Origin of the sequence: Bradyrhizobium sp. CCBAU 51753, assembly GCF_015291565.1 — a bacterium.
Taxonomy (GTDB): Bacteria; Pseudomonadota; Alphaproteobacteria; order Rhizobiales; family Xanthobacteraceae; genus Bradyrhizobium; species Bradyrhizobium ivorense.
Map to the genome: position 1 here is coordinate 3,845,327 of NZ_CP030037.1, position 21,221 is coordinate 3,866,547.

Annotated in this window: 20 protein-coding genes; 8 read left to right on the plus strand and 12 right to left on the minus strand. The window is 62.6% G+C overall.

The genetic code is table 11. The features are described from left to right. Positions 1–30: 30 nt before the first annotated feature. The 5 genes from XH93_RS17015 to XH93_RS42335 all read right to left on the minus strand — a co-directional run bounded on the left by XH93_RS17015 (position 31) and on the right by XH93_RS42335 (position 5,310). Complete coding sequence (locus tag XH93_RS17015) at positions 31–891, minus strand: class I SAM-dependent methyltransferase (protein WP_139482629.1); 861 nt, start codon at positions 889–891, stop codon at positions 31–33. A gap of 69 nt (positions 892–960) precedes the next feature. Then, the gene (locus XH93_RS17020; protein WP_172627871.1) at positions 961–1,707 is read right to left on the minus strand and encodes a WecB/TagA/CpsF family glycosyltransferase; all 747 of its coding nucleotides are present in this window, start codon (positions 1,705–1,707) and stop codon (positions 961–963) included. Positions 1,708–1,775: 68 nt separating this feature from the next. Beyond that, a complete protein-coding gene (locus tag XH93_RS17025; protein ID WP_139857097.1) occupies positions 1,776–3,152 on the minus strand; it encodes a nucleotide sugar dehydrogenase in 1,377 nt (458 codons plus the stop codon). A 10-nt stretch (positions 3,153–3,162) separates the two neighbouring features. Beyond that, positions 3,163–4,257 (minus strand): hypothetical protein, encoded by a 1,095-nt coding sequence (locus XH93_RS17030; protein ID WP_246799648.1) that lies wholly within the window; start codon positions 4,255–4,257, stop codon positions 3,163–3,165. 258 nt (positions 4,258–4,515) lie between these two features. Then, a complete protein-coding gene (locus tag XH93_RS42335) occupies positions 4,516–5,310 on the minus strand; it encodes a response regulator transcription factor (RefSeq protein WP_246799649.1) in 795 nt (264 codons plus the stop codon). A gap of 461 nt (positions 5,311–5,771) precedes the next feature. On the opposite strand from XH93_RS42335, the gene XH93_RS17040 reads away from it, so the two are divergent. Continuing rightward, positions 5,772–7,070 carry a polysaccharide biosynthesis/export family protein gene (locus tag XH93_RS17040; RefSeq protein WP_172627872.1) on the plus strand — a complete coding sequence of 433 codons (1,299 nt, stop codon included), beginning with the start codon at positions 5,772–5,774 and terminating at the stop codon, positions 7,068–7,070. Between the two features lie 52 nt (positions 7,071–7,122). Here XH93_RS17040 and XH93_RS17045 read toward each other — a convergent pair whose 3' ends face one another. Beyond that, positions 7,123–7,317: a hypothetical protein gene (locus XH93_RS17045; protein WP_194474421.1), complete on the minus strand. Its 195-nt coding sequence runs from the start codon at positions 7,315–7,317 to the stop codon at positions 7,123–7,125. A gap of 306 nt (positions 7,318–7,623) precedes the next feature. Here XH93_RS17045 and XH93_RS17050 point away from each other — a divergent pair, with 306 nt between their 5' ends. From XH93_RS17050 to XH93_RS17060, 3 genes are all read left to right on the plus strand, one after another. Further along, complete coding sequence (locus XH93_RS17050) at positions 7,624–8,637, plus strand: NAD-dependent epimerase/dehydratase family protein (RefSeq protein ID WP_172626861.1); 1,014 nt, start codon at positions 7,624–7,626, stop codon at positions 8,635–8,637. A gap of 30 nt (positions 8,638–8,667) precedes the next feature. Beyond that, on the plus strand, positions 8,668–10,152 hold the full coding sequence (locus tag XH93_RS17055) for a sugar transferase (RefSeq protein WP_194474422.1): 1,485 nt from the start codon (positions 8,668–8,670) through the stop codon (positions 10,150–10,152). Positions 10,153–10,255: 103 nt separating this feature from the next. Continuing rightward, complete coding sequence (locus XH93_RS17060; protein WP_246799715.1) at positions 10,256–11,281, plus strand: UDP-glucuronic acid decarboxylase family protein; 1,026 nt, start codon at positions 10,256–10,258, stop codon at positions 11,279–11,281. 12 nt (positions 11,282–11,293) lie between these two features. Here XH93_RS17060 and XH93_RS17065 read toward each other — a convergent pair whose 3' ends face one another. Further along, positions 11,294–12,118, minus strand: a complete 825-nt coding sequence (locus XH93_RS17065; RefSeq protein WP_246799650.1) for a response regulator transcription factor — start codon at positions 12,116–12,118, stop codon at positions 11,294–11,296. Between the two features lie 533 nt (positions 12,119–12,651). On the opposite strand from XH93_RS17065, the gene XH93_RS17070 reads away from it, so the two are divergent. Then, entirely contained in the window at positions 12,652–13,287 is a 636-nt protein-coding gene (locus tag XH93_RS17070; RefSeq protein ID WP_139482637.1) for a response regulator transcription factor, read from the plus strand. 116 nt (positions 13,288–13,403) lie between these two features. On the opposite strand, the gene XH93_RS17075 is transcribed toward XH93_RS17070, so the two are convergent. The 5 genes from XH93_RS17075 to XH93_RS17095 all read right to left on the minus strand — a co-directional run bounded on the left by XH93_RS17075 (position 13,404) and on the right by XH93_RS17095 (position 18,061). Beyond that, positions 13,404–14,276: an ABC transporter ATP-binding protein gene (locus XH93_RS17075; RefSeq protein WP_194474425.1), complete on the minus strand. Its 873-nt coding sequence runs from the start codon at positions 14,274–14,276 to the stop codon at positions 13,404–13,406. Next, positions 14,273–15,136, minus strand: coding sequence for an ABC transporter permease (locus tag XH93_RS17080; protein WP_194475192.1), 864 nt, complete (start codon positions 15,134–15,136; stop codon positions 14,273–14,275). Before XH93_RS17080 ends, XH93_RS17075 begins: the two co-directional genes overlap by 4 nt. 38 nt (positions 15,137–15,174) lie before the next feature. Then, positions 15,175–16,587: an ABC transporter substrate-binding protein gene (locus tag XH93_RS17085; RefSeq protein ID WP_139482640.1), complete on the minus strand. Its 1,413-nt coding sequence runs from the start codon at positions 16,585–16,587 to the stop codon at positions 15,175–15,177. A 166-nt stretch (positions 16,588–16,753) separates the two neighbouring features. Continuing rightward, complete coding sequence (locus tag XH93_RS17090) at positions 16,754–17,530, minus strand: Crp/Fnr family transcriptional regulator (protein WP_194474426.1); 777 nt, start codon at positions 17,528–17,530, stop codon at positions 16,754–16,756. A 225-nt stretch (positions 17,531–17,755) separates the two neighbouring features. Continuing rightward, positions 17,756–18,061, minus strand: a complete 306-nt coding sequence (locus XH93_RS17095) for a gamma-butyrobetaine hydroxylase-like domain-containing protein (protein ID WP_139482642.1) — start codon at positions 18,059–18,061, stop codon at positions 17,756–17,758. A 223-nt stretch (positions 18,062–18,284) separates the two neighbouring features. On the opposite strand from XH93_RS17095, the gene XH93_RS17100 reads away from it, so the two are divergent. The 3 genes from XH93_RS17100 (at position 18,285) to XH93_RS17110 (ending at position 21,220) form a co-directional block, all read left to right on the plus strand. After that, complete coding sequence (locus XH93_RS17100; protein WP_194474427.1) at positions 18,285–19,058, plus strand: ferredoxin--NADP reductase; 774 nt, start codon at positions 18,285–18,287, stop codon at positions 19,056–19,058. 105 nt (positions 19,059–19,163) lie between these two features. After that, positions 19,164–20,906: a fumarate reductase/succinate dehydrogenase flavoprotein subunit gene (locus XH93_RS17105; RefSeq protein WP_194474428.1), complete on the plus strand. Its 1,743-nt coding sequence runs from the start codon at positions 19,164–19,166 to the stop codon at positions 20,904–20,906. 80 nt (positions 20,907–20,986) lie between these two features. Beyond that, entirely contained in the window at positions 20,987–21,220 is a 234-nt protein-coding gene (locus tag XH93_RS17110) for a ferredoxin family protein (protein WP_139482645.1), read from the plus strand. Position 21,221: the final 1 nt, after the last annotated feature.

The following is a 21,221-nucleotide window of genomic DNA, read 5'->3' on the forward strand; positions in this document are numbered from 1 at the left end:
GACTGTCTGCCCCGAGTGCTGGCTCGGTCCTCAGCGCGGCGACCTGGTCGGCCTTAGATGGACCCAGAGATGCCAGCCAAGGAGACGGCCGAGCGGCAGCCAAGATACGGGCAGCGGCGGGCCATGCATCCAACGCTTATAGGCGCGGATCACCTGGAATGAAGGGAAGTCCTCATGCACTTCCCGCAGGCCATAGACCTTCGAATAGGGGTTGTTGGGCCCATCGGTGTTGCGGTGGATGAAGTTGCTCATCTTCAGGTAGTTCCTCAATCCCATTCGGCGGGCGTTGGCAACATGATCTCCATAGATGCCGGCGGGATCGAGATTGAGACCACAAAGGGCCATCAGGCCGAGACGGCGGAGCAGACCGATCGCGACCAGATAGTTGAAGGACCATTTGGCGTAGACCATGATGATCAGCTCGCCATCGGGCTTGAGCACGCGAGCAATCTCGCGTTGGGCGAGCCGAATGTCGGGGATATGGTGCAGCACCCCGTGGCTGAACACCTTGTCAAAATTGTTGTCGGGATAGGGAATGGCCAGCGCGCTGCCTTGCTTCACCTCGTCATAGGGCAGCCCGCGCAGCTGCAGCCGGGTGCGCAGTCGGGTCACGGACTCAGCGGTGAGATCCAACCCGGACCAGCGCGCTCCTCGGCGAATGATCTGCTCCGAATCCGCGCCTTGGCCGAGGCCGATCTCGAGCACCTTCGCGCCGCGGAAGTCGATGCCATCGAGGCAGTCCAGGATGTGGCCCTCGTGGCTGTAGCGGAAGGCGTCGTACTGGCGAAAGAACGCGTCGTAGTCGCCACGGAACGCCTGATCGAGGCCGCCGACCTGCTGGTCACCGCAAGGATGGGCCTGCCAGAATGCTTGGACCTGTACTTCGTTCATGGGCCCCTTTCCTCCAAGGCTCCCAACCTTTTTCCCGTCAGGTTCAACTTGCGTGACGGCCCTTTCTGCCTAGGTCCGCTCGCGCAGGACCTCCCACAGCCAATAGGCCACGAACATGGAGTGATATCGCAGGTAGCGCGGACCCAGCCGCAGCGGCTCCTTGCTCAGCCGGTACAGCCAGGTAAGGCCCATTCGTTGCATCCACGCCGGCGCGAACGAGCGGCGGCCGCTTAGTAGCGTAAACGCATCGCCCACTGCGAGGAACACGCCCCTGCGATATCGCGCCTGATTGTCGATGATCCATTGCTCCATCCGCACGCCGGGCAATGCCACCCAGACGAAATCCGGGTCGGCGCGGTTGATGGTATCGGCAAACGCGGTTTCGTCAGCTTCGGTGAAGGGGCGGAAGGGCGGGCTTAGCATGCCGACAATCTCGATGTCCGGCTGCAATTGGACCAGGACGCGTCGCAGCTCGGCGAGGCACGCCTCGGAATCGCCAAAGAAGAAATGGCGCCACGGCTTCGGCGTATTCCGCAATGCGTGCTGCATGAAATAAGGGCCATAGACGCGATCCTTGAGGCCTGCTCCGCGAAAGTTCAGCGCCCAAACCACAGGCATCCCGTCCGGCAGCACGAGATCGAACCGGGCAAGAACCCGGGCGAATTCGCGATTGTGCCGGGCTTCGCCAAGGATGTGGGTGTTGGAAGGGCAGACCGCCGTAGCCCGTGGTTCGCGGGCGAGCTTCTTGATGCGCTGCAGTGCTGTGTCGTAAGTGGCACAAGCGACGGGCGTTCCCAGCACCTGGACGGACTCCATCGACCCATCGGCTGGATATGCAATGCCGGATCGCGAGGACGAGGGAGCCGCGTCCATCGGCTTACTGCTCACAAGTGCCATGGCGTGAATACCCTCGTTCCCGTGGTCGCGGCCAATTCCCGATACTGGGGCCAGGGACAGCAAATGACTGCGAGCGCCACACCGGGGTTGGTCTTGAATTCCTCCCAGTCGGAAATCTGCTCGAATTCGTGCAGGCTCGGCGAATTGACGGGGGTGGCCGCGAAGTCGTGGACGAGAACGCGGTAGCCGCGCCGCTTGAGCTGCTGCGCCAGAAAGAGCCCGGCCGCCTCCTCGGTGATGTAGGTGTTCGGCTTGTAGGTGACGCCCAGGACCGCAACCGTGTCGCCCGGCTGGGCCATCTCGTCGACGGTCTCGACCAGCTCCTGCTTGGTTCGCTCATTCACCCGGTCCGAAGCCTCGGCCAGCGGCGCTTCAAGGCCGACCTGGCGTGCGGTGTAGGCCAGCAGACGGTTGTCGCGCGGAAAGCACGGGCCGCCATAACTCAAGCCGGCGCGCAGGTATTTCTTCCCGATCCGGCTGTCGTTGCCGAGCGCGTCGAGGATGGCATGGATATCGGCCAGCTTGTGGCGCGCTGCAATCATCCGCAGCTGATTGGTGAAACTGATCTTCATGGTGATGTAGCTGTTCAGCGAGATCTTGGTCAGCTCCGCGCTGATGATGGACATGCGCGCGATCCGCGGCGAGTTGCGGTTGAACTTCCTGTAGAGCTCTTCGAGGGCCGCGCCGCTTTCCGGATCTGATTCGCCGATCAGCACCAGATCCGGATCCAGCAAACCATTGATGACGTCGCCGAGAGCGATGAACTCGGGATTGTAGCAGACGCCAAAGTCCTCACCACAAACGCCACCGAGTTCGCGCTCCAGCATGGGAATCAAGACCGCATCCATGGCGCCGGGCGTGGTGGTCGAACTGCAGACAAAGAGATGGTTTTTCTTGCCCGCCTCTTTCACCGCGCGCGCCACCGGCTGCATGGCCTTCAACAGGAATTCGTTGGAAAAGCTTCCGTCCGGCAGGCTCGGGGAGGGAGGAATGAAGAAGGTAGCATCCGTGGCGACGGCTTCTCTGGCATCGATCGTGGCACGAAGCCGTGAACGTCCAGTTTGGATTGCCTCGGCAAGTAGTGGCTCGTCCACCGGCGCGAGACCTTCGTTGATCTTGCCCACTTTCTGCGGATCAATGTCCACTCCCACAACCTCGAAGCCTCTGGCTGCCAGTGTCGCGGCTATGCACGATCCCAGCTTTCCCAGACCGCAAACCGAGGTTGTCTTGATTGAGGTGATGTGCGGCGCGCGCCTTGGCGTGCCGTCATCATGCTGTTCTGGACGGGGGCCGGTGTCGCCGGCGCCTTGTGCAGGTGACCATTTGCCGGCCGATCCGGGCACAGTTCTGACGTGGGCATCCATAGGCGTTCTCTCACCCTGCTAGTTTTGCCGTCGTGCGCGGGGCGGCTTGGATTGCCGGAGCTGCTCGATGGGGGGTGGAGACGCGCTCAAGCCAGATTTCGCGCCACCACAAGTTAATGCTGCGGGGGCAGAACATGCGTTGACCGCAATAGAGTGCCTTGCAGGTCACCCCTTCCAGGATGACTGCGGGCGTATTCATTCGCTGCATCTTTCCGGTCTTTTCGTTCACGAAGCGTTCGACGCGGGTGCTGACGTGAAAGGTCTTGCCGCAGAACGGCACGAGCTCGGCGTCGAACGAGAGGCCCCTGTTGGAAAGTCCAACGTCCAGCGTCGCAAGAATCTCTTCATAGGATTTGACCCGGACTAGGTCGCCCGGCCGAAGGTCGAGATCGCATCTCGGCGTGGGCTGGCCGCGTGGAATCTTTCCCTTCAGTCGGGGAAACGGCACGCCGCCCGCAATTGCCTGAATTCGATTGTACAGCCAGCGGGCGGGGCGTCCCCATCTGTCGCTGAAAGCCAGCGCTCCATAGTAGTAGAGCAGAAAGAGAAGGCCGCGGGCTATCTCGGCCAGGGTTCTGTTGCCCGATCTGTAGGAGTCGATGTACTGGCTGACATCCCACCAGGCGAGTGGCTTTGTATACTTCAAGAGCTCGGTAGCCTGACAATGATATCTGACGTCTCCGCCGGCGTCCTGCCGTCTCGTGGCGGCTTCAACGTCGCTCTCCGTGCAGTGGGCCGAAGCGGTCGTTGTACCGCCCTGCACAGGGACGCGCTCCGGCACGTATTGGATTTGCGTTGGACCGTCGACGCGCTTGAGCCAGGCGGCCTTCCAGAAAATGAGGCAGCCGGCCTGACATCCACCGTAGGCAAGTCCATCGCAACGCAGGTTCAGATGGTATCCGTCCTGCAGACGTCGGCCGACGTAGTGCCCGCTGACCGTGTCGCAGGTCTTGGATGCGGTCTTGTAAATGCGAAACCGCTGACCGCAATACTTGAACATCTGCGGCATGAAGGGGAGTTCGTCGAGGCGTCCATTCTGGTCGAGCGTTCTCAGGATCTCTTCCTTGCTCAACACCTCGACCCAGTCGCCAGCGTGAACTGCCATTCTCCGCGTCCCGTGTGGTGCTAGTGGTTTCTCTGGTAATGCCCGTGCGGGCCGAGTGTCGACGATGAGAATTCCTCGGCTGTGTCGGTCTCGGAAACAGAACTAAAAAATGGATTGGACTTCAAAATCGGTCCTTCAATATTAAGACAGCGAATGCGACCAGTCGCAGTTCCGAAGGTGGCGCAATGCCGCTCTCAGGGGGTAACTCGTCGGGTGATTGCGAAGATCTGCATCCTGCGATAGTCGCAGCATTGCGCGTCAGCAAGCGTCCTTGACCTGGTGAACGGAGTGGCCGTGCTCCAGCGCCCAGACCGCCGCTTGCGTACGGTTGGCGACCTGGATCTTGCGCAGGATCGACTTCATGTGCACCTTCACCGTCGCTTCGGTGATGTCGCAGGTGCGAGCGATGACCTTGTTGGCATGCCCTTGCACCAGGCCGTCGAGGATTTGAGCCTCGCGCTCGGACAGTTTGGGGCCGCTGAGCGGGGATCCCGCGGTCTGCACGCGGTCCTCAGGACCGTTCGATTGTGCCGGGCTGTACCCGGTGATGGTGGATTTCGCAGACAGGCTGACCACGTTGACGGGGTTGGCATGGTGTTCGGCATGGCCCGACGAAACCTCGCCGTTTGCACCTGGCGGCGGGCGCACCTTGCTGGTTGACGACGGCCATACGGTCGGGCTCCTCATGCTGGCCATCACCACGACGCGGGCGTCTTCGATCTTGACGAGATCGAGGGTCCTGATCAGCGTCTCGGGAGATGCGAACAGCGGCACACAGCCGTCGACATCCGACGTCAGAAGTCTTTGGAAATCCGCGATGGTCGCGTGCTCGAACAGCGCCACGATCTTGCTGCCGGGCCACCGCTTGCGAACGCTGACGGCTTCCACAATCGCGTGGTCGATGGACTCGCCGCCGAGGATGACGAGCTTTGGATCGTCAGGTGCCGTCGCATTGTCGATGTCCGCGGCAGACCCGATGCTGCAGACGACCCGATAGGAGTAGTTCTTGATCAATGACTCCAGCGCCTCGCGAACCAGCAAACGAGGCTCCATGATTACTGTCACCGTTTTTTTCGCCATCACGATCCCTCGGGTGCTGCTGACAATGTTTGCTGCGGGGCGCGCCCCTGGCGGGTTTAAGAAAACGCGCGATAGCTAACTGGGTCGTTCCTCCGCTGTGGCCCAATCATCCCGGTCGGGAACGATTGGGGTAGAGTATCAGTGGTAGGCGGTTCGCATGCGCCGGGATTTGTTGATGCCTTCGACGGCCGGCCCCGATTTTCGGCACGAGCGAACAGCATAGGATTTGCCGCCGTCGGCCCGGCATTGGGATTTCGGGGATTGGCGGTCTCAGAAGGATTACCTACTAAGGGCCCGGCATACCCTGCCGGTTTTGCCTATTTTGACCGGCAAGTTATGTTGGCAACCCGACCCGGTTGGTAAGTATGACCGCATTGTTGTGCAAGTGGCGGCGGAGACAAGACAGAACATGCGCCTCGATCGCTTGTGCCTGCATGCTCCTGGTGTTCGCCCTCCACATCTCGTCGATTGATCTTGCCGCGGCGCAGCCGGCCGCGCCGAAAGCATATCGCATCAACACCGGCGACAAGATCGCGGTCAACGTGTTCGGTCAGCCCGATCTGTCGGGTGAAGCAACGGTCGACCAGAGCGGCAAAATCCGGCTTCCGCTGATTGGCGACCTGCAAGCCGCCAACCTGACGCTGACCGAGATCGAGGCAAGCATTACCAAGGCCCTGGCCCCGGATTACATTCGCAATCCGACGGTCAACGCCAGAATAGCGGAATACGCTCCGATCTACGTGCTGGGCCTTGTCCGCACGCCCGGCCTCTATCCCTATCGCGAGGGTCTGTCGGTCCTGGGCGCGATCGCGCGTGCCGGAGGAATCGGCGCGTCCGAGGCCCAGCAAGGTGCCGCGCTCGGTGCGCTGTTGCAGGCTGAGGAAAAGCTTCGCTTGCTCGAGGTGAGCCGCATCGTTCTGCTTGCCAGGCGGGCGCGGCTGACGGCCTTGCAAAACGACCAGGAGCAGATCGATTTCCGCGAGATGTCGGCGATCACGTTCGATCCGGCCCGTATCGCCCAAATTCAGGATAGTGAACAACTCGCATTCGCGGCGGAGCGCCAGGCGCTTCGCCAGGAGACCAGCGCCCTGGAGCAGCAGCTTCCGCGACTGGAAGCCGAAATCGCCTCGCTCAAGCGGCAGACCGAGCTCGAGCAGAAGCAACGCGGCCTGAACCGCGAAATGATGGCGGACTACGAGCAACTGGCGAAGAGCGGGTTGGCGCGCAAATCGACCTACATCGAGGTCCGGCGTGAGGAAGCGCGGATCGAGGGCAACGTCGGGCGCCTCGAAACGGACACGCTCAAGGCCGAACTTCAGATCGGCGAAGTGCAGTTCAAGATCGTCGAGCTGCGCAATGTCTATCATCGCCGGGTGCAGACCGAACTGCGAGACACCGAGAAATCGCTGCTCGAACTGACCGTCAGCCTTCCGGCCGCGCATCGACTGCGCGCAGCCTATGCCCGCCAGGCGGGGATGCTGACCGCCGATCAGACCCCGCAGGCGGCCATCACGGTGATCCGCGCCAGCGGCACGACCAATGTGAAGCATGAAGCGGCACTCGACTTCCTGCTTCAGCCGGGGGACATCGTCCAGATCGGTTCGCTGTTTCCGACGACCTCGGAACTGTCGCCGGAAGGGACCGCGGAACAGGCGCCCGATGCTGCTCTCCGTTCGCGAAAGGGAAGCACGGCCGCGGGAGTGGCGTCCCAACCTGCCGCGGAGACCAATTGAGCGGTACCGCAGTTCTCGCCGGTCAAGCCATCAGGCCAGCCGCCTGACGCAGCTACGAGCCTTGGCCTTCGGCCTTCCTCTCAGTCGTCCGGTCGTCGGCCTCGGCGATCCGTTGCAACACGTCCTTCGACAGACCGTATTCCATACTGAGTGCTTCCAGCGAAGCTCCCTGAGCCCGACGGATACCAATCGCCCTGTTGAGCTCCAACAGGATCGCTTCGCGCAGTGGGTCATATGGCAGGTACATTTGGAGAGCGCCTCTCGCTAGTTGCCACCCCTTGCCGGCAACATTCCGAAACACCCGTTTGCCCGTGATAGCAAAATCACGGTGGCAACGAAATCAAGATTGGATTCCGTTGACGGCATTAACGATTGCCAGGATATCGAGCACCCCGCTGCGAGTGGCAGCGCGCCACCCTGTTACCACAAGCTCGGCGCACAGGCCGATGTCTTTTCGGGCTACTCCTCCTTGGTGCTTGAGCGTGCAGTTCCTCGCCGTAACTTCCGTCGTAGGGATCGCTGCAAATTCGAGCGTCAACGATGGAGGGATCGAATGTCGGGAACGTTGAAGCCTTGGGCATTGGTCACGGGAGCAGGCGGCTTCATCGGTCATCATCTGGTGTCGTATCTGAAGGCGGCGGGCTACCGCGTGCGCGGCGTCGATATCAAGCAACCCGAATACGGTGGAACTGACGCCGACGAATTCATGCTGCTCGACCTTCGCGAGCGCAAGCACTGCGAGATGTGCACCGACGGAATGTCCCTGGTCTATCATCTTGCGGCCGACATGGGAGGGATCGGGTATATCACGGCGTCCCATGCCGGAATCGCTCACAACAATTCGCTGATCAATCTGTTCATGCTCGAGGCGGCGCGCGCCAGCAATGTCGAGCGCTTCCTGTTCTCGTCATCCGCCTGCGTCTATCCGCACGGCCTGCAGACCTCTCCGGACGTGGCCCCGCTCCGCGAGGACGACGCATTTCCGGCGCAGCCCGAGGAGGGCTACGGCCTCGAGAAGCTCTACGCCGAGAAGCTATGCCAGTACTATACCGAGGACTACGGCCTGCCGACGCGGATCGTGCGCTTCCACAACGTGTATGGGCCGCTGGGCACCTATGATGGCGGGCGCGAGAAGGCGCCGGCCGCGATGTGCCGCAAGATCGCGCGCGCGCCGGATCCCGGGCAGATCGAAGTGTGGGGGGATGGCAAGCAGACCCGCTCGTTCATGTATGTCGACGATTGCGTGGAAGGCATTCATCGCATCATGCAGTCCGAGTACGGGATGCCCCTCAACCTCGGAACCGACGAATTGGTCACCGTCGATGAGCTCGCCAAGCTCGTGATCGACATATCCGGAAAGAACGTCGCGCTGGTGCACGATCTGACCAAGCCGCAGGGCGTGCGCGGCCGCAACAGCGACAACACCCGGCTCCGGAAAGTGTTGCAGTGGGAGCCGCGCATCACCCTGCGCGAGGGCCTTGTGCCGACCTACAACTGGATCGCGGAGCAGATCGAGCTGGAGGCCGCGGCGCAGCGAATGCCTGGCGCTGCAGTCGCGGCCGAATAGGCGGCAAGGTCATCGAACAGTTAGCGGCTCATGTCAAACGCCGATGCACGCCTGGTCCGCACACTGCCACCCCACGACAAGCCGTTCGGGGGTGGCCGGGAAGCACGTCGATCCGCGACACGACGGCTTCCGCTCGGGGCCGCGCTGGTCGGGAGCGATCTCGCATCCGGCGCGCTGTCCATCCTGGTGGCCGTAGCCGGCGTCGCCGCGGTGAGTGGCAACGCCGAAACCGCCGGGCACGCGCACGCCGGACTGCTGCTCCTGCTCTTGCTCGGCATCAACGGCTCGCTTGGCCTCTATCGCTCCAATATCGCGAACCCGATCGAGCGGTTTCGCTTGCGGCTGATCGGCGCCGGCCTGTTCGTCCTTGCGGGGGTGCTGACGTGGATCCGCACCACCTCAACGGTCGAACTGGTCATCGTGCCGATCGTCGGCCTGATGGCGCCGGTGACCGGATTATGGACCGAACATCTGGTCCGCATGCTCCTGGCGAAGTATGGGAGCTACAGCACACCGGTCGCTGTGCTCGGCACCGGTGCGGAGAGCCGCGCCCTTGCGCGCCTGCTTCTTCATCGCCCGGGCTGCGGACTTCGGCCGACAGGATACATCGACGATGGTGCCGATGCCGAGGCGGGCCTGCCGCGCGAGGAGTTCGGCGCCGCGGCCGGCGCGTTGCCGGTGCTCGGCGCGCTCGATGGCTGGCACGCCGAGGACGGAACCGACGTGATCGTCGTGCCGGATTACGGCCGCGTCCAGCGGAGCCTCGTTACACTGAATAAGCTAGGGGCCCGGCAGGTGCTGGTCATCACCCGGCTGGGCGACTTGCCGATGTTCAGCCTTCAGCTTCGCAATGCGGACTGCTTCGTCGCCCTCGAGCTGAGCCGGAGGTCCGGCGAGTACAGCAAGGAACTGAAGCGCGCCGTCGACCTTATCGTTGCACCTCTGCTTCTCCTTGTTGCCCTCCCGATCATCGCGTTGCTCGCGCTGGCGATCAAGCTTGCCGATCCCGGTCCCGCCTTTTACGGCCAATGGCGCGTCGGGCAGTTCGGCAAGCCGGTCCGGATATTGAAGCTGCGCACGATGTACAGGGATGCCGAGCTTCGGCTGCAGCGTGTGCTCGCGAGTGATCCCGCGCTGCGTGCGCATTGGCAGCGCCATTTCAAGCTGACCGAGGATCCACGTATCCTGCCGCGGCTGGGCAATCTGATGCGTCGAGCCAGCCTCGATGAATTGCCGCAGCTCTGGAACGTGGTCCGCGGCGACATGAGCCTGGTCGGACCGCGGCCGTTTCCCGCCTATCACATGGATGCCTTCGATCCCGAATTCCGCGCGCTCCGGGCGACCGTGCCGCCGGGATTGACCGGCCTTTGGCAGATCTCCTCGCGCAGCAACGGCGATCTCGACGCGCAGCGCGCGGAGGACAGCTTCTATATCGAGAACCGTTCGCTGCTGCTCGACCTCTACATCTTGATCGCAACCTTGCCCGCAGTGCTCGGCGCCAGCGGCGCAAGGTGACGGCGGCCGTACCCCATTTTTGGAGCAACACATCATGGACCATTCATTTGCCTCGGGTCAGAGTATTGCGCCCACCGCCGGCACCGGATCGCGCTCGGTCACGATTCAGCCGCCACGCCGGGTGCTGGTGACCGGCGGCGCGGGCTTCATTGGTTCGCACCTTTGCGAACGTCTGCTGGAGGAGGGCTGCGAGGTACTTTGTGCCGATAACTTCTTCACCGGCACTAGGCGCAACGTCGAGCACCTGCTCGACCATCCGCGATTCGAACTGCTGCGTCACGACGTCACGTTCCCGCTCTATGTCGAAGTCGACGAGATCTACAATCTCGCCTGTCCGGCCTCGCCGATTCACTATCAGTGGGACCCGGTGCAGACGACCAAGACCAGCGTGCTCGGCGCCATCAACATGCTGGGCCTGGCCAAACGGTTGCGCGGCAAGATCCTCCAGGCCTCGACATCCGAGATTTACGGCGATCCCGAGGTCCATCCGCAGCAGGAGGCCTATTGGGGGCACGTCAATCCGATCGGTCCGCGGTCCTGCTATGACGAGGGCAAGCGCTGCGCCGAAACGCTGTTCTTCGACTATGGCCGCCAGCACCATTTGCGCATCAAGGTGCTGCGGATCTTCAATACCTACGGGCCGCGCATGCAGCCGAACGATGGCCGCGTCGTCTCCAACTTCATCATTCAGGCCCTCAACAATCAGCCCATCACCATCTATGGCGACGGCCTGCAGACCCGCTCATTCTGTTTCGTCGACGACACGATCAGGGGAATGATGGCGCTGATGAATACGCCGGACGAGGTCACCGGACCGGTCAATTGCGGAAATCCCAACGAGTTTACCATCCGTGACTTGGCAGCCCAGGTGATCGCGATGACCGGGTCGCGTTCGCGGCTCGTCCATCGTCCGCTGCCGCAGGACGATCCAAGGCAGCGGCGTCCCGATATCAGCCAGGCCCAGGAATTGCTGAACTGGCAGCCGGTTATTCCGCTTGCGGAAGGCCTGCAGCGCACGATCGCGTATTTCGAGGAGCTGCATGCGAAGCAGCGAAAGCGCGTCTCGCGTCCGCGATCTGCCGCGAAGAAGACGCGCGAGCTGGTCCCGAGCCGGGCTACCGCTTCCTAGGAGAACGCAAGGCTAGGGTTGCTTGCCATAGCGCGCCGTGCCGGAGATCCTTCCGTCCTTGCCGTTCAGCGGCCGGATGCGGGCAGCGTCGATCAGGGCCGGCGGCCGCGGCTCGAGTTGCGTCGCGTCGGAGGCCGCCTTGGCATGATTTGCGAGTGCCCGGCCGGCGCTGGTGATTGCGAGCGGATAGTTGCCGTTCTCCAATTGCCTCCGGGGCTGATGGTTCATGCCCCAGATCGCCGCCTGCGTCCGGTTCTGAACCCGGATCTTGCGCAGGATCGCCTTGACGTGGACCTTCACGGTCGCCTCGGCGATCTCCAGCTTGCGGGCGATGAATTTGTTGGAGTCGCCCTCGATCAGGCAGTTCAGGATCAGCCGCTCGCGCGGCGAAAACAGTGGCGCAGTCGGATCGTCTGCCGCAGCAGGACATGGGTCCGCGGCTTGATCGATGCAGTGATCGTCGCTCGCGGCTTCTGCCTGGTGCAGGCCGGGATTGAGCAGGAACGACAGGAATGCCGGTGGGAAGATGGTTTCGCCCAGCATCACAAGCTCGAGCGATTTGACGAACCGGTCGCAGGTGACGACGTTGACGAAATATCCGCTGGCGCCGGCGCGAAATGCCGAGATCAAATCGCTTAGCCGGTAACGATCGACCACGACCGCGATGCGGCCGTTGGCGTGCCGGTTCTTGCAGCCCTCGATCTGCTCGAGCACCATGTCGAAGGTTTCGCCGGTGTGGACGATCAGAACGAGCGAGGGATGATGCTTGAGGGTGGCAGGGTGCAGATCGCCGGCGGACGATGCCGACGACAGGACTCGAAAGTGCGCCGTACGCAAAATCCTGGCGAGTCCTTCCCTAAGCAGAATACTCTTTCCAATAATGACAACCGGCAATAAGCGGTGCCTTCGCATGATGATGCTCCAGCGTAAACACAAAAACACACGCAGTGGCCGCAGGAACGCGACCTCTTATGGCACTTGGCGACGTGGGACGAGCCCTGAACAATAACTTTCTTACGTGATGCAAAATCTTGTATCGAAATATACGACCGAACCGGGCTCCGTCGGGCCGCGATCCCGTCGTGTAGAAATGGTAAGCTTAGTTTCGAATTTTCAATAACCCTATATATCATTGGTTATATAGGCTGCGCGTGCGGAGCATGCCGGATGACGCCAATTGACGCAGGCAAATCGGCACTTCGATCGCGCGGCGTAATTGCGGGCGGCCGCTGCCACACATTGTAATTGCGGATCCGAGGGGCCGACCGGATAGCCCCAAGGCAGTACTAGTACTGGGTCGATTGAGACTAAAAGTCCGTGGAATATGTTAATATCCGCAGGGGTTTATGTCGGCGGACAGAGGAACACCCATGCGTCGAACGCGGTTGGTAATCGCAGATCGGCATCCGATCGTTCTGCAAGGCTTGGCGTCAGTTTTCGCTGCAGTGCGTGACTTCGAGATCGTCGCGTCGTGCAGCGATGGAGCGAGTTGCGTGGAGGCGATCCGGAATTCGGGCTCCGACATTGCTCTGCTCGAAGACGCCTTCCCCGATGTGACCAGCGCCGAGATCCTCGCCATGATCGATGGTGAGAGGCTTTCCACCCGCGTGGTCTTTTTTGCCGCAGAGGCTCAACAGGGCGAACTCGCCCCGCCGCTCGCGGCCGGCGCCTGCAATGTGATTTCCAAGCACGCCAGCCCGGAGACGCTGGTGCAATCGCTCAGGGTGGTCGCGGAGGGCGGCACCGTGCTGGTGGGGCTGGCGCCGGGCCTCGTGCCCGCGGCCAAGGAGGCGGATGGCGCCGTCGTCGACAACGTGCTGGCCGTGCTGACCGACCGTGAGCGCGAAATCATGCGGCTGGTGTCCGAGGGATTGTCGAACAAGGCCATTGCGCGCCGTTTGAACCTCTCGCAGGGGACCATCAAGGTCCACCTGCATCACATCTACCAGAAGCTCGAGATCAACAACCGAACGGCGCTCGCCGCGCTCGCGATGTCGCAGCGATAGCTGCAGCGCGGAGTCTTGCGGCCAGATTCCGGCTCCGAGGTCAGACAGGACCGCGGGAGCCAGGGATAGCGACACTCCGAGCGGATTAGTCCAACCGGGGACGATGGCCGCCGGCGTCAAAGCACCTCTGCGAGCGAATGCCCCTGCAGCTCGATGGTCAGCCCCTGCAGGCCAAGATCGTTGATCTCGCCGCCCATCGCTTTCAGGCTTTCCTCGCGGATCAGCGACATCAATCCGCGGCGCAATGCGAGAAATTCCGAGGACATCATCATCGACTGTTGCCGCGGGCGCTCGAGCGGAATCGGGATTTCCGCCTTGATCGAGCCGGGGCGGGCGGTCATGCAATAGACGCGGTCGGACAGAAAGATCGCCTCGTCGATGTCGTGGGTGACGAACAGCACGGAGATCTTCAGCCGCTGCCACATATTGGTGAGGATCTGCTGCATGATGACGCGGGTCTGGGCGTCCAGTGCGCCGAACGGCTCGTCGAGCAGCAGTACCTTCGGGCCGGTCGCCAGCGCGCGCACGATGCCGACGCGCTGCTTCATGCCGCCGGATAGTCGCTCCGGATAATGCTTCTCGAACGCCTCGAGGCCGGCAAGGCCGAGCAGCGTGCGCGCCGCGCGCTCGCGCTGCGAACGCGGCATGCCGCGCACCTTCAGGCCGAATTCGACGTTTTCGCGCACGGTCTTCCAGGGGAACAGCGAGTATTGCTGAAACACCATACCGCGTTCGGCGCTCGGACCGTTGACAGGCTCGCCATCGACCGTGACCTCGCCGGTGGTGGGCTTGAGAAAGCCGGCAACCGCGTTGAGCAGGGTCGATTTTCCGCAGCCGGAGGGACCGACGATCGAGACGAATTCGCCGGGATTGACGTGGATCTGGGTGTCGGTAACGGCCTGCACCGCGCCGTCGATGCTCTCGTAGCTGAGCGAGAAGTTTTTGACCTCGATGTGGCCCTTCGCTGCATTGGTGCGAACGTCGTTCATGTCGGCCTCCATGGCATGACCAGCCGGCCGGCGCTCCGGATCAGCAGGCTGGATCCGAGCCCGAGCACGCCGATCGCGATCATGCCGAGCGCGATGTCGGCGTATTGCACCAGCGAGTAGGCTTCCCAGGTGAAATAGCCGATGCCGTACTGGCCGGAGATCATCTCGGCGGCGATCAGCGACACCCATGCCACGCCCATGCCGACGGTGAGGCCGGTGAAGATGTGCGGCAGCGAGGCCGGAAAGTAGACCTCGCGGAAGATCGAGCGCTCGCGTGCGCCGAGACACTGGGCCGCGCGCACCAGCACCGGGTCGACCAGCGACATGCCGTGCAGGGTGTTGATCAGGATCGGGAAGAAGGAGCCGAGGAAGGTGATGAAGACGATGCTCTGCTCGTTGGTCGGCCACAGCATGATTGCCATCGGCACCCAGGCGATCGCCGGGATCGGCCGCAGCACTTCCGCGACCGGGAAGATCATCTCATGGACCAGCTTGAAGCGGCCCATGATCAGTCCCAGCGGCACGCCGACGATTGCAGCCAGCGAGAAGCCGAACAAGATGCGACGGCAGCTCAACAGCAGATGCATCAGGAATTTTGGATCGTGGATCGCCTTGGCAAAACTCGCATAGACCGCGAGCGGCGAGGGGACATTGGTGAAGCGCACGAAAAAGACGACACGATAGGTCGTGAGCAGGTGCCAGACGACCAGGAAGGCGGCGAGCGAGATCGCGCCAATCGCGATGGCACGCAGCCGGTCCCGATTGAGCCGGTACCATCGCCCCGCGCGCGCGGCGAATGACGGTGTGGAGGCCGCGGCGGGCGCCGCTTCAGTCTCGGTCACAGCCGTGGCAGCCGGCATGGCGTCTTCCTGGGGCCGCAGGATGGCCGGGCTGCTGCTCATGTCTTGCCTCCGCCGACGGCCGATTTCACCGCGTCCTCGAAGCCGAGCACCTTGCCGCCAATCTTCGCCGCATAGGCCTCCGCATCCTTCTTCAGGAGAAACGGTGCCACCTCGCCGTCGCCGACGGCATAGAACGCCTGGTCCGCGAACAGCTTGATGCCTCTAATGCTGTCGAAGACGTAGGCGACGTTGATCTTCTTGCCTTTGGCCCTGAAGTCGGCGTAGGCGCCCAGCGTGCAGGAGGCGCTGGCAAATGGCAGGATGCCGGCATCGTCGACCCAGACTTCGCCGGCCTTGCGCGGATCGGCGATCGGCTTCTTGCAGAAGCCGTCGTCGCCCGCAATCTCGTAGTTCTTGGTGCTTGCAAGCTGCGCGTCATAGTCGAGCTTCAGGTCGGCGTAAGCCTTGCGGATGTAGGAATCGTCGACCCACTTTTTCGGATCGAATTCCTTCATGCGCCCGAGCTTCTGCAGCACCGTGACGTCGGTGGCGGCGGCCTCGATCAGTGCCGGCTTGATGGTGGGATCGGTGGTCATGTTGCCGCCGGGCCCGAGGAAGATGTAGACCACCTCCTTGTTGATGCCGGTCCACTCCTGGATCTTCTCGGCGGCGAGCTTGGGATTGTCGCGCAGCCATTGGTTGGCGGCGACGATCGCCTTGACATAGGCGACCACGACCTCGGGATATTTTTCGGCGAAGTCGGTGCGCACCACGACGCCGTGAAAGGTCGGCAGGTTGGTCTCGACCCCGTCGAAGATCTTGCGGGCGAAGCCGCGGAACGGCAGCAGTTCGGCGAACGGCACGAAATCGGCGTGGGCGTCGATCTTCTTTTCCTGGAGGTTGGTCGAGCCGACCTCCGGGCTCTGGCTCACCAGCTGGAAGAAGTCGGCTGCGTAGCCGCGGTCCTGCATCGCCTTCAGCACCATGCCGTGCGCGGCGGACCCGAACGGCACGCTGACCAGCTTGCCCTTGAGGTCGGCGAGATCGTAGTAGGGCGAGTCCTTGTGGACGACGATGCCGTTGCCGGAGCCGGACAGGCTGTAGGCGGCGACCGCGATCAGCCGGCTCTTGCTCTCGGGATTGTTCTCGAAAGTGAAGCCGTTCACGATCAGCGGATAGTCGCCCATCATGCCGATCTGCAGCTTGTTCGCCATCATCGCGTTGGTGACGGGCGGACCGGAGGTGAAGTTCTGCCACTCCAGCTCGAACTTGATGTTGGCGTATTTGCCGTCGGTCGGCAGGTATTTTTCCAGGAGGTGCAACTGCCGGATGACGACGCCCGCCGTGACCGTGTTGGTGGTGGTGTCCTGGGTGCCGATGCCGATCGTCACCGTCTCCGCCGCGGCCGGCTGCGCAAACAGAAGCGCCAGCGATGTCGCGAGCGAGAGCGTGGGAAGGTGGCGGACCATTCTCATCCTCCTTCGGTTGGATGTGCTATGGCTGCCATGATTGGGCGAGGGGGCAGGCTGGGCAAATCCGGAGTCATCGCCGCTGTCGATTAGTTGCCGGGAAATGCCCGTTGCTTACTCCTTGGGCAGTTTTGCCGGCGACAGCCGATTGCATGGGCATCGGCCTCTAATCGGCCGCCTGGCCCCGCATCTCTTCCAGGATATCGGTCTGGCAGACCACGATCTGGGACCGCTTGGTCACGACGATCCCCTTCTCCTGCATGCGCTTCAGGCTGATCGTCACCCATTGCCTGGTGGCGCCGACCATGTGGGCGATGTCGGCATGGGTGAAGGCCGCGGCGATCACGGTGCCGTCGGAATCCTTCACGCCATAGAGTTCGACGAGGTGCAGCAACAGGTGCGCCAGACGCTGGGTGACCGACCGCGTTCCCAGCATCTGGGCGAGTGCGGAGTAGCATTTGCCCTTGAAGGTCAGTCCCTCGATCAGGCCGATGGCAAGGTTCGGGATCTCCGCGGCCAGCACCCGCAGTTCCTTGCCGGGAAGGTGCACGACGCTGCAATTGCTGGAGGCAACGCCGGACCACTGATGGACGGTGCCCTCGAACACTTCGGGCCCGCCGACGAAGTTGCCGACGTGCCAGTAGGCGAGCGTGATCTCGCGCCCCAGCGGCGAGATGTAGAAAACCCGGATGCGACCGCTCTCGATCAGCCAGATGCCGTCATGCTTGCCGCCCTGGCTGAACAGTGTTTGGCCGCGATTGAGCACCTTGCGGCGCCCTTGCTTCAGCACCAGTTCCCGCTCGCGCGGCGTCAGCTTGTCCATCAACGGCGGCGGGCCGCCGATCCATTGCTGGTTCTCGGTGAGCAGCAACGAGGAACTGCCGGCAGGCCGGATTGTTGCGGGAACGGTCCCGCGAACCGCATTGGCCGCCTGCAACAACATCGAGCCGCCTCCGGATTGTTCAAGCCGTTCTAGACATTCAAATCGTTCCAGAAAGAGCAATGTCCATGCCAGAACGGGTTGGCAAGTGGGGGACGGCCGGCCGCTGACGCCTGCATCGCTACGGGACCGCGCGCGGCGCGCCGGCCCGGAAAATCATCACCGAAAATGAGGGATTGATGGAATGGCGGTTCGCCCGCCGGGGCCTCGCATAGAAGGGCAGACCGGTTAGTGTCCTGCGAGGCTCAGCAGATAAATTTTTGGATAGATGCCGCGATTGTGCCCGTCGGAGAACGAAATGTTGAGCCCGTAGCCCAAATCGCCGATCCCGGTGATCGCGATGCCGGGAAAGCGCTCGGGGAAGCGGCCGTCAATCCGGGCGCGGGTGCAGTGGGCGCATTTGCAAGCGAGACGAAGCTGCTCGGCGGCGAGCTTCACTTCATCATCCTGCGCCGTGCGCACCACGAGTGTCGCGAGATCGGCGCTGGCCTCGTAGTCGGTCACCGTCGGCGCCACCGATGCAGTCATGGTCATGACGATCCTCCACCCTTCCTCCTGACATCGAGGCGGAGGACGCGATAGCAACTAATTGCCGGATCCGGCCGATGCTGCTGCAATCACCGATGCGTGCTGCCTGCTCGCCGTCGATCGCGCGCAAAATGTGAAACTAATCGACCGAGAACGGCAGTTCGCCGTTGCGGGATCAGCCTCTCTCCGAAACCTTGCCCGGTGTCGAGCAAGCGAGGAGAGACGAGCGATGAGCGCATTTCAGAAGGAAACGGTCCTCTCGGTCAGGCACTGGACCGAATCCCTGTTCAGCTTCACCGCGACGCGCGATCCCGGCTTTCGCTTCCAGAACGGCCAGTTCGCCATGATCGGGCTCGAGGTCGATGGCCGGCCTTTGATGCGGGCCTACAGCATGGCGAGCGCCAATCACGAGGAGGCACTGGAGTTCTTCAGCATCAAGGTGCCGCATGGTCCTCTGACCTCGCGGCTGCAGAAGATCAGGGAAGGCGACATCATCCTGGTCGGCCGCAAGGCGACCGGCACGCTGATCACCGGCAATCTCATCCCGGGCAAACGCCTGGTGCTGCTGTCGACCGGCACCGGGCTGGCGCCGTTCGCGAGCCTGATCAAGGATCCGGAGGTCTACGAGAGCTACGAGACCATCGTGCTCGCCCATGGCTGCCGCCAGGTCTCGGAACTGGCCTATGGCGAGCAGCTGGTCGAGAGCCTGTGCGACCACGAATTCCTCGGTCCCCTGATCAGGGACAAGCTGGTCTATTACCCGACCGTCACCCGCGAGCCGTTCAGGAACCGCGGCCGTATCACCGACCTGATCGCCTCCAACCAGCTGTTCGACGACATCGGTCAGCCGCATCTCGACCGCGACACCGACCGCATCATGCTGTGCGGCAGTCCCGCGATGCTCGAAGAGCTGCACGCGATGTTCACCGCGCGCGGCTTTGCCGAGGGCAATCACAGCCAGCCCGGCCACTTCGTGATCGAGAAGGCCTTCGTCGAACGATAGGTCTCCCAATTGTCCGCCGGTGACAACTAATTGCTATCGCCGCGGGACCGTCTGAACAAATCTCATGCCGAGGCGCCGGTTGCGCCGGCGAACCAGGAGCAAGCGATGGCACTAGATCAGATCGTCGACGGATTGTCGGAGGTTTCCTGCGACGTGCTGGTGATCGGCGGCGGCACGGCCGGCCCGATGGCGGCGCTGAAAGCGAAGCTCAGGAATCCCAAGGCCGACGTCGTGCTGCTGGAAAAGGCCAACGTCAAGCGCTCCGGCGCGATCTCGATGGGCATGGACGGGCTCAACAACGCCGTCATTCCCGGCTATGCTACGCCCGAGCAGTACACCAAGGAGATCACGATCGCCAATGACGGCATCGTCGACCAGAAGGCGGTCTATAAATACGCCCAGAACTGCTACAAGATCATCGAGGAACTCGACAGTTTCGGCATCCGTTTCCTGAAGAACGAGAACGGCGACTTCGCCGTCAAGAAGGTGCATCACATCGGCACCTATGTTCTGCCGATGCCGAACGGCGAGACCGTGAAGAAGGCGCTGTACCGCCAGCTTCGCCGCGCCCGCATCCTGATCTCGAACCGCTACATGGCGACGCGGCTGCTGAAGTCCGCCGACGGTCGCGTCGCCGGCGCGATCAGCGTCAACACCCGCACCGCCGAGATCCTGGTGATCAAGGCCAAGGCGGTGATCCTGTGCATGGGCGCCGCCGGCCGGCTCGGGCTGCCGACCTCGGGCTACATGTTCGGCACCTACGAGAACGCCGCCAATTCCGGCGACGGCTATGCCATGGCCTATCACGCCGGCGCCGCGCTCGCGAACCTCGAGTGCTACCAGATCAATCCGCTGATCAAGGATTACAACGGTCCGGCCTGCGCCTATGTCGCCGGCCCGTTCGGCGCCTATACCGCTAACAATGAGGGCTCGCGCTTCATCGAATGTGACTACTGGTCGGGCCAGATGATGCTCGAATTCTACAACGAGCTGCTCTCGGGCAAGGGACCGGTCTTCCTCCAGCTCAAGCACCTGCACGAGAAGACGATCGAGGAGATCGAATCCACCTTGCACAAGGTGGAGCGGCCGACGCGCGGCCTGTTCCAGCAGGGGCGGGGGGTCGATTATCGCTCGGAGTCGATCGAGATGCACATCTCGGAGATCGGCCTCTGCTCGGGTCATAGCGCTTCCGGCGTTTTCGTCGACGACAACGCGCGCACCACCGTGCCAGGCCTCTATGCCGCCGGCGACATGGCGAGCGTGCCGCACAATTACATGCTGGGTGCCTTCACCAACGGCTCGGTCGCCGGCATCGATGCGATGGAGTTCGCCGACAGCCACGATTTCGCGGCGTTCGATTCCGCCGAGGTTGCCCTCGAGCGGGAGCGTGTGCTGGCGCCGACCAGGCGCGAGGACGGCATTCCGCCGAACCAGGTCGAATACAAGACCCGCCGCCTGGTGAACGACTATCTGCAGCCGCCGAAGGTGACCCGCAAGTACGAGCTCGGCATGCGCCGTCTCGCCGAGGTCCGCGAGGACATGGAGCAGCGGATGATCGCGCGCAATGCGCACGAGCTGCTCCGCGCGCTCGAAGTGCAGTCGATCATGGATTGCGCCGACATGGCGGCGCACGCCTCGTTGTTCCGCGAAGAGAGCCGCTGGGGCCTCTACCACTGGCGCACCGATTTTCCGGACAAGGACAACGAGAACTGGTTCTGCCACACGCTGCTGTCCAAGCAGGACGGCAGGATGACGAGCACGAAGCGCGCTGTGGAGCCCTATGTCGTGCCGATCGCCGACGATGAGAAGGATCTCTACGACAAGCAGCGCATCCGCGCCAGCGCGTGAGTCTTGCTTCGACGCGTTTCTTCGCGCGAACCCACGTCGCTCGAAAAAATGTGTCCCCCACAACAACAGGAGATTGGACGATGCCTCTCGCTTCCTACCAGACACAGGTCCCGGTGGTGGTCGACGATGCAAAATGCATCGCGGACAAGGGCTGCACGGTGTGCGTCGACGTCTGCCCGCTCGACGTGTTGCGGATCAGCGACATGACCGGCAAGGCCTACATGGCCTATGACGAGTGCTGGTACTGCATGCCGTGCGAGGCGGATTGCCCGACCGGCGCCGTCACCGTCAACATTCCGTATCTGTTGAGGTGAT

What these genes read in the sequence shown, in the direction of transcription:
- XH93_RS17015 (WP_139482629.1), bottom strand. Translation starts at nt 891, where the DNA reads ATGAACGAAGTACAGGTCCAAGCATTCTGGCAGGCCCATCCTTGCGGT.
- XH93_RS17020 (WP_172627871.1), bottom strand. Translation starts at nt 1,707, where the DNA reads ATGGAGTCCGTCCAGGTGCTGGGAACGCCCGTCGCTTGTGCCACTTAC.
- XH93_RS17025 (WP_139857097.1), bottom strand. Translation starts at nt 3,152, where the DNA reads ATGGATGCCCACGTCAGAACTGTGCCCGGATCGGCCGGCAAATGGTCA.
- XH93_RS17030 (WP_246799648.1), bottom strand. Translation starts at nt 4,257, where the DNA reads ATGGCAGTTCACGCTGGCGACTGGGTCGAGGTGTTGAGCAAGGAAGAG.
- XH93_RS42335 (WP_246799649.1), bottom strand. Translation starts at nt 5,310, where the DNA reads ATGGAGCCTCGTTTGCTGGTTCGCGAGGCGCTGGAGTCATTGATCAAG.
- XH93_RS17040 (WP_172627872.1), top strand. Translation starts at nt 5,772, where the DNA reads ATGCTCCTGGTGTTCGCCCTCCACATCTCGTCGATTGATCTTGCCGCG.
- XH93_RS17045 (WP_194474421.1), bottom strand. Translation starts at nt 7,317, where the DNA reads ATGTACCTGCCATATGACCCACTGCGCGAAGCGATCCTGTTGGAGCTC.
- XH93_RS17050 (WP_172626861.1), top strand. Translation starts at nt 7,624, where the DNA reads ATGTCGGGAACGTTGAAGCCTTGGGCATTGGTCACGGGAGCAGGCGGC.
- XH93_RS17055 (WP_194474422.1), top strand. Translation starts at nt 8,668, where the DNA reads ATGTCAAACGCCGATGCACGCCTGGTCCGCACACTGCCACCCCACGAC.
- XH93_RS17070 (WP_139482637.1), top strand. Translation starts at nt 12,652, where the DNA reads ATGCGTCGAACGCGGTTGGTAATCGCAGATCGGCATCCGATCGTTCTG.
- XH93_RS17075 (WP_194474425.1), bottom strand. Translation starts at nt 14,276, where the DNA reads ATGAACGACGTTCGCACCAATGCAGCGAAGGGCCACATCGAGGTCAAA.
- XH93_RS17080 (WP_194475192.1), bottom strand. Translation starts at nt 15,136, where the DNA reads ATGCCGGCTGCCACGGCTGTGACCGAGACTGAAGCGGCGCCCGCCGCG.
- XH93_RS17085 (WP_139482640.1), bottom strand. Translation starts at nt 16,587, where the DNA reads ATGGTCCGCCACCTTCCCACGCTCTCGCTCGCGACATCGCTGGCGCTT.
- XH93_RS17090 (WP_194474426.1), bottom strand. Translation starts at nt 17,530, where the DNA reads ATGTTGTTGCAGGCGGCCAATGCGGTTCGCGGGACCGTTCCCGCAACA.
- XH93_RS17095 (WP_139482642.1), bottom strand. Translation starts at nt 18,061, where the DNA reads ATGACCATGACTGCATCGGTGGCGCCGACGGTGACCGACTACGAGGCC.
- XH93_RS17100 (WP_194474427.1), top strand. Translation starts at nt 18,285, where the DNA reads ATGAGCGCATTTCAGAAGGAAACGGTCCTCTCGGTCAGGCACTGGACC.
- XH93_RS17105 (WP_194474428.1), top strand. Translation starts at nt 19,164, where the DNA reads ATGGCACTAGATCAGATCGTCGACGGATTGTCGGAGGTTTCCTGCGAC.
- XH93_RS17110 (WP_139482645.1), top strand. Translation starts at nt 20,987, where the DNA reads ATGCCTCTCGCTTCCTACCAGACACAGGTCCCGGTGGTGGTCGACGAT.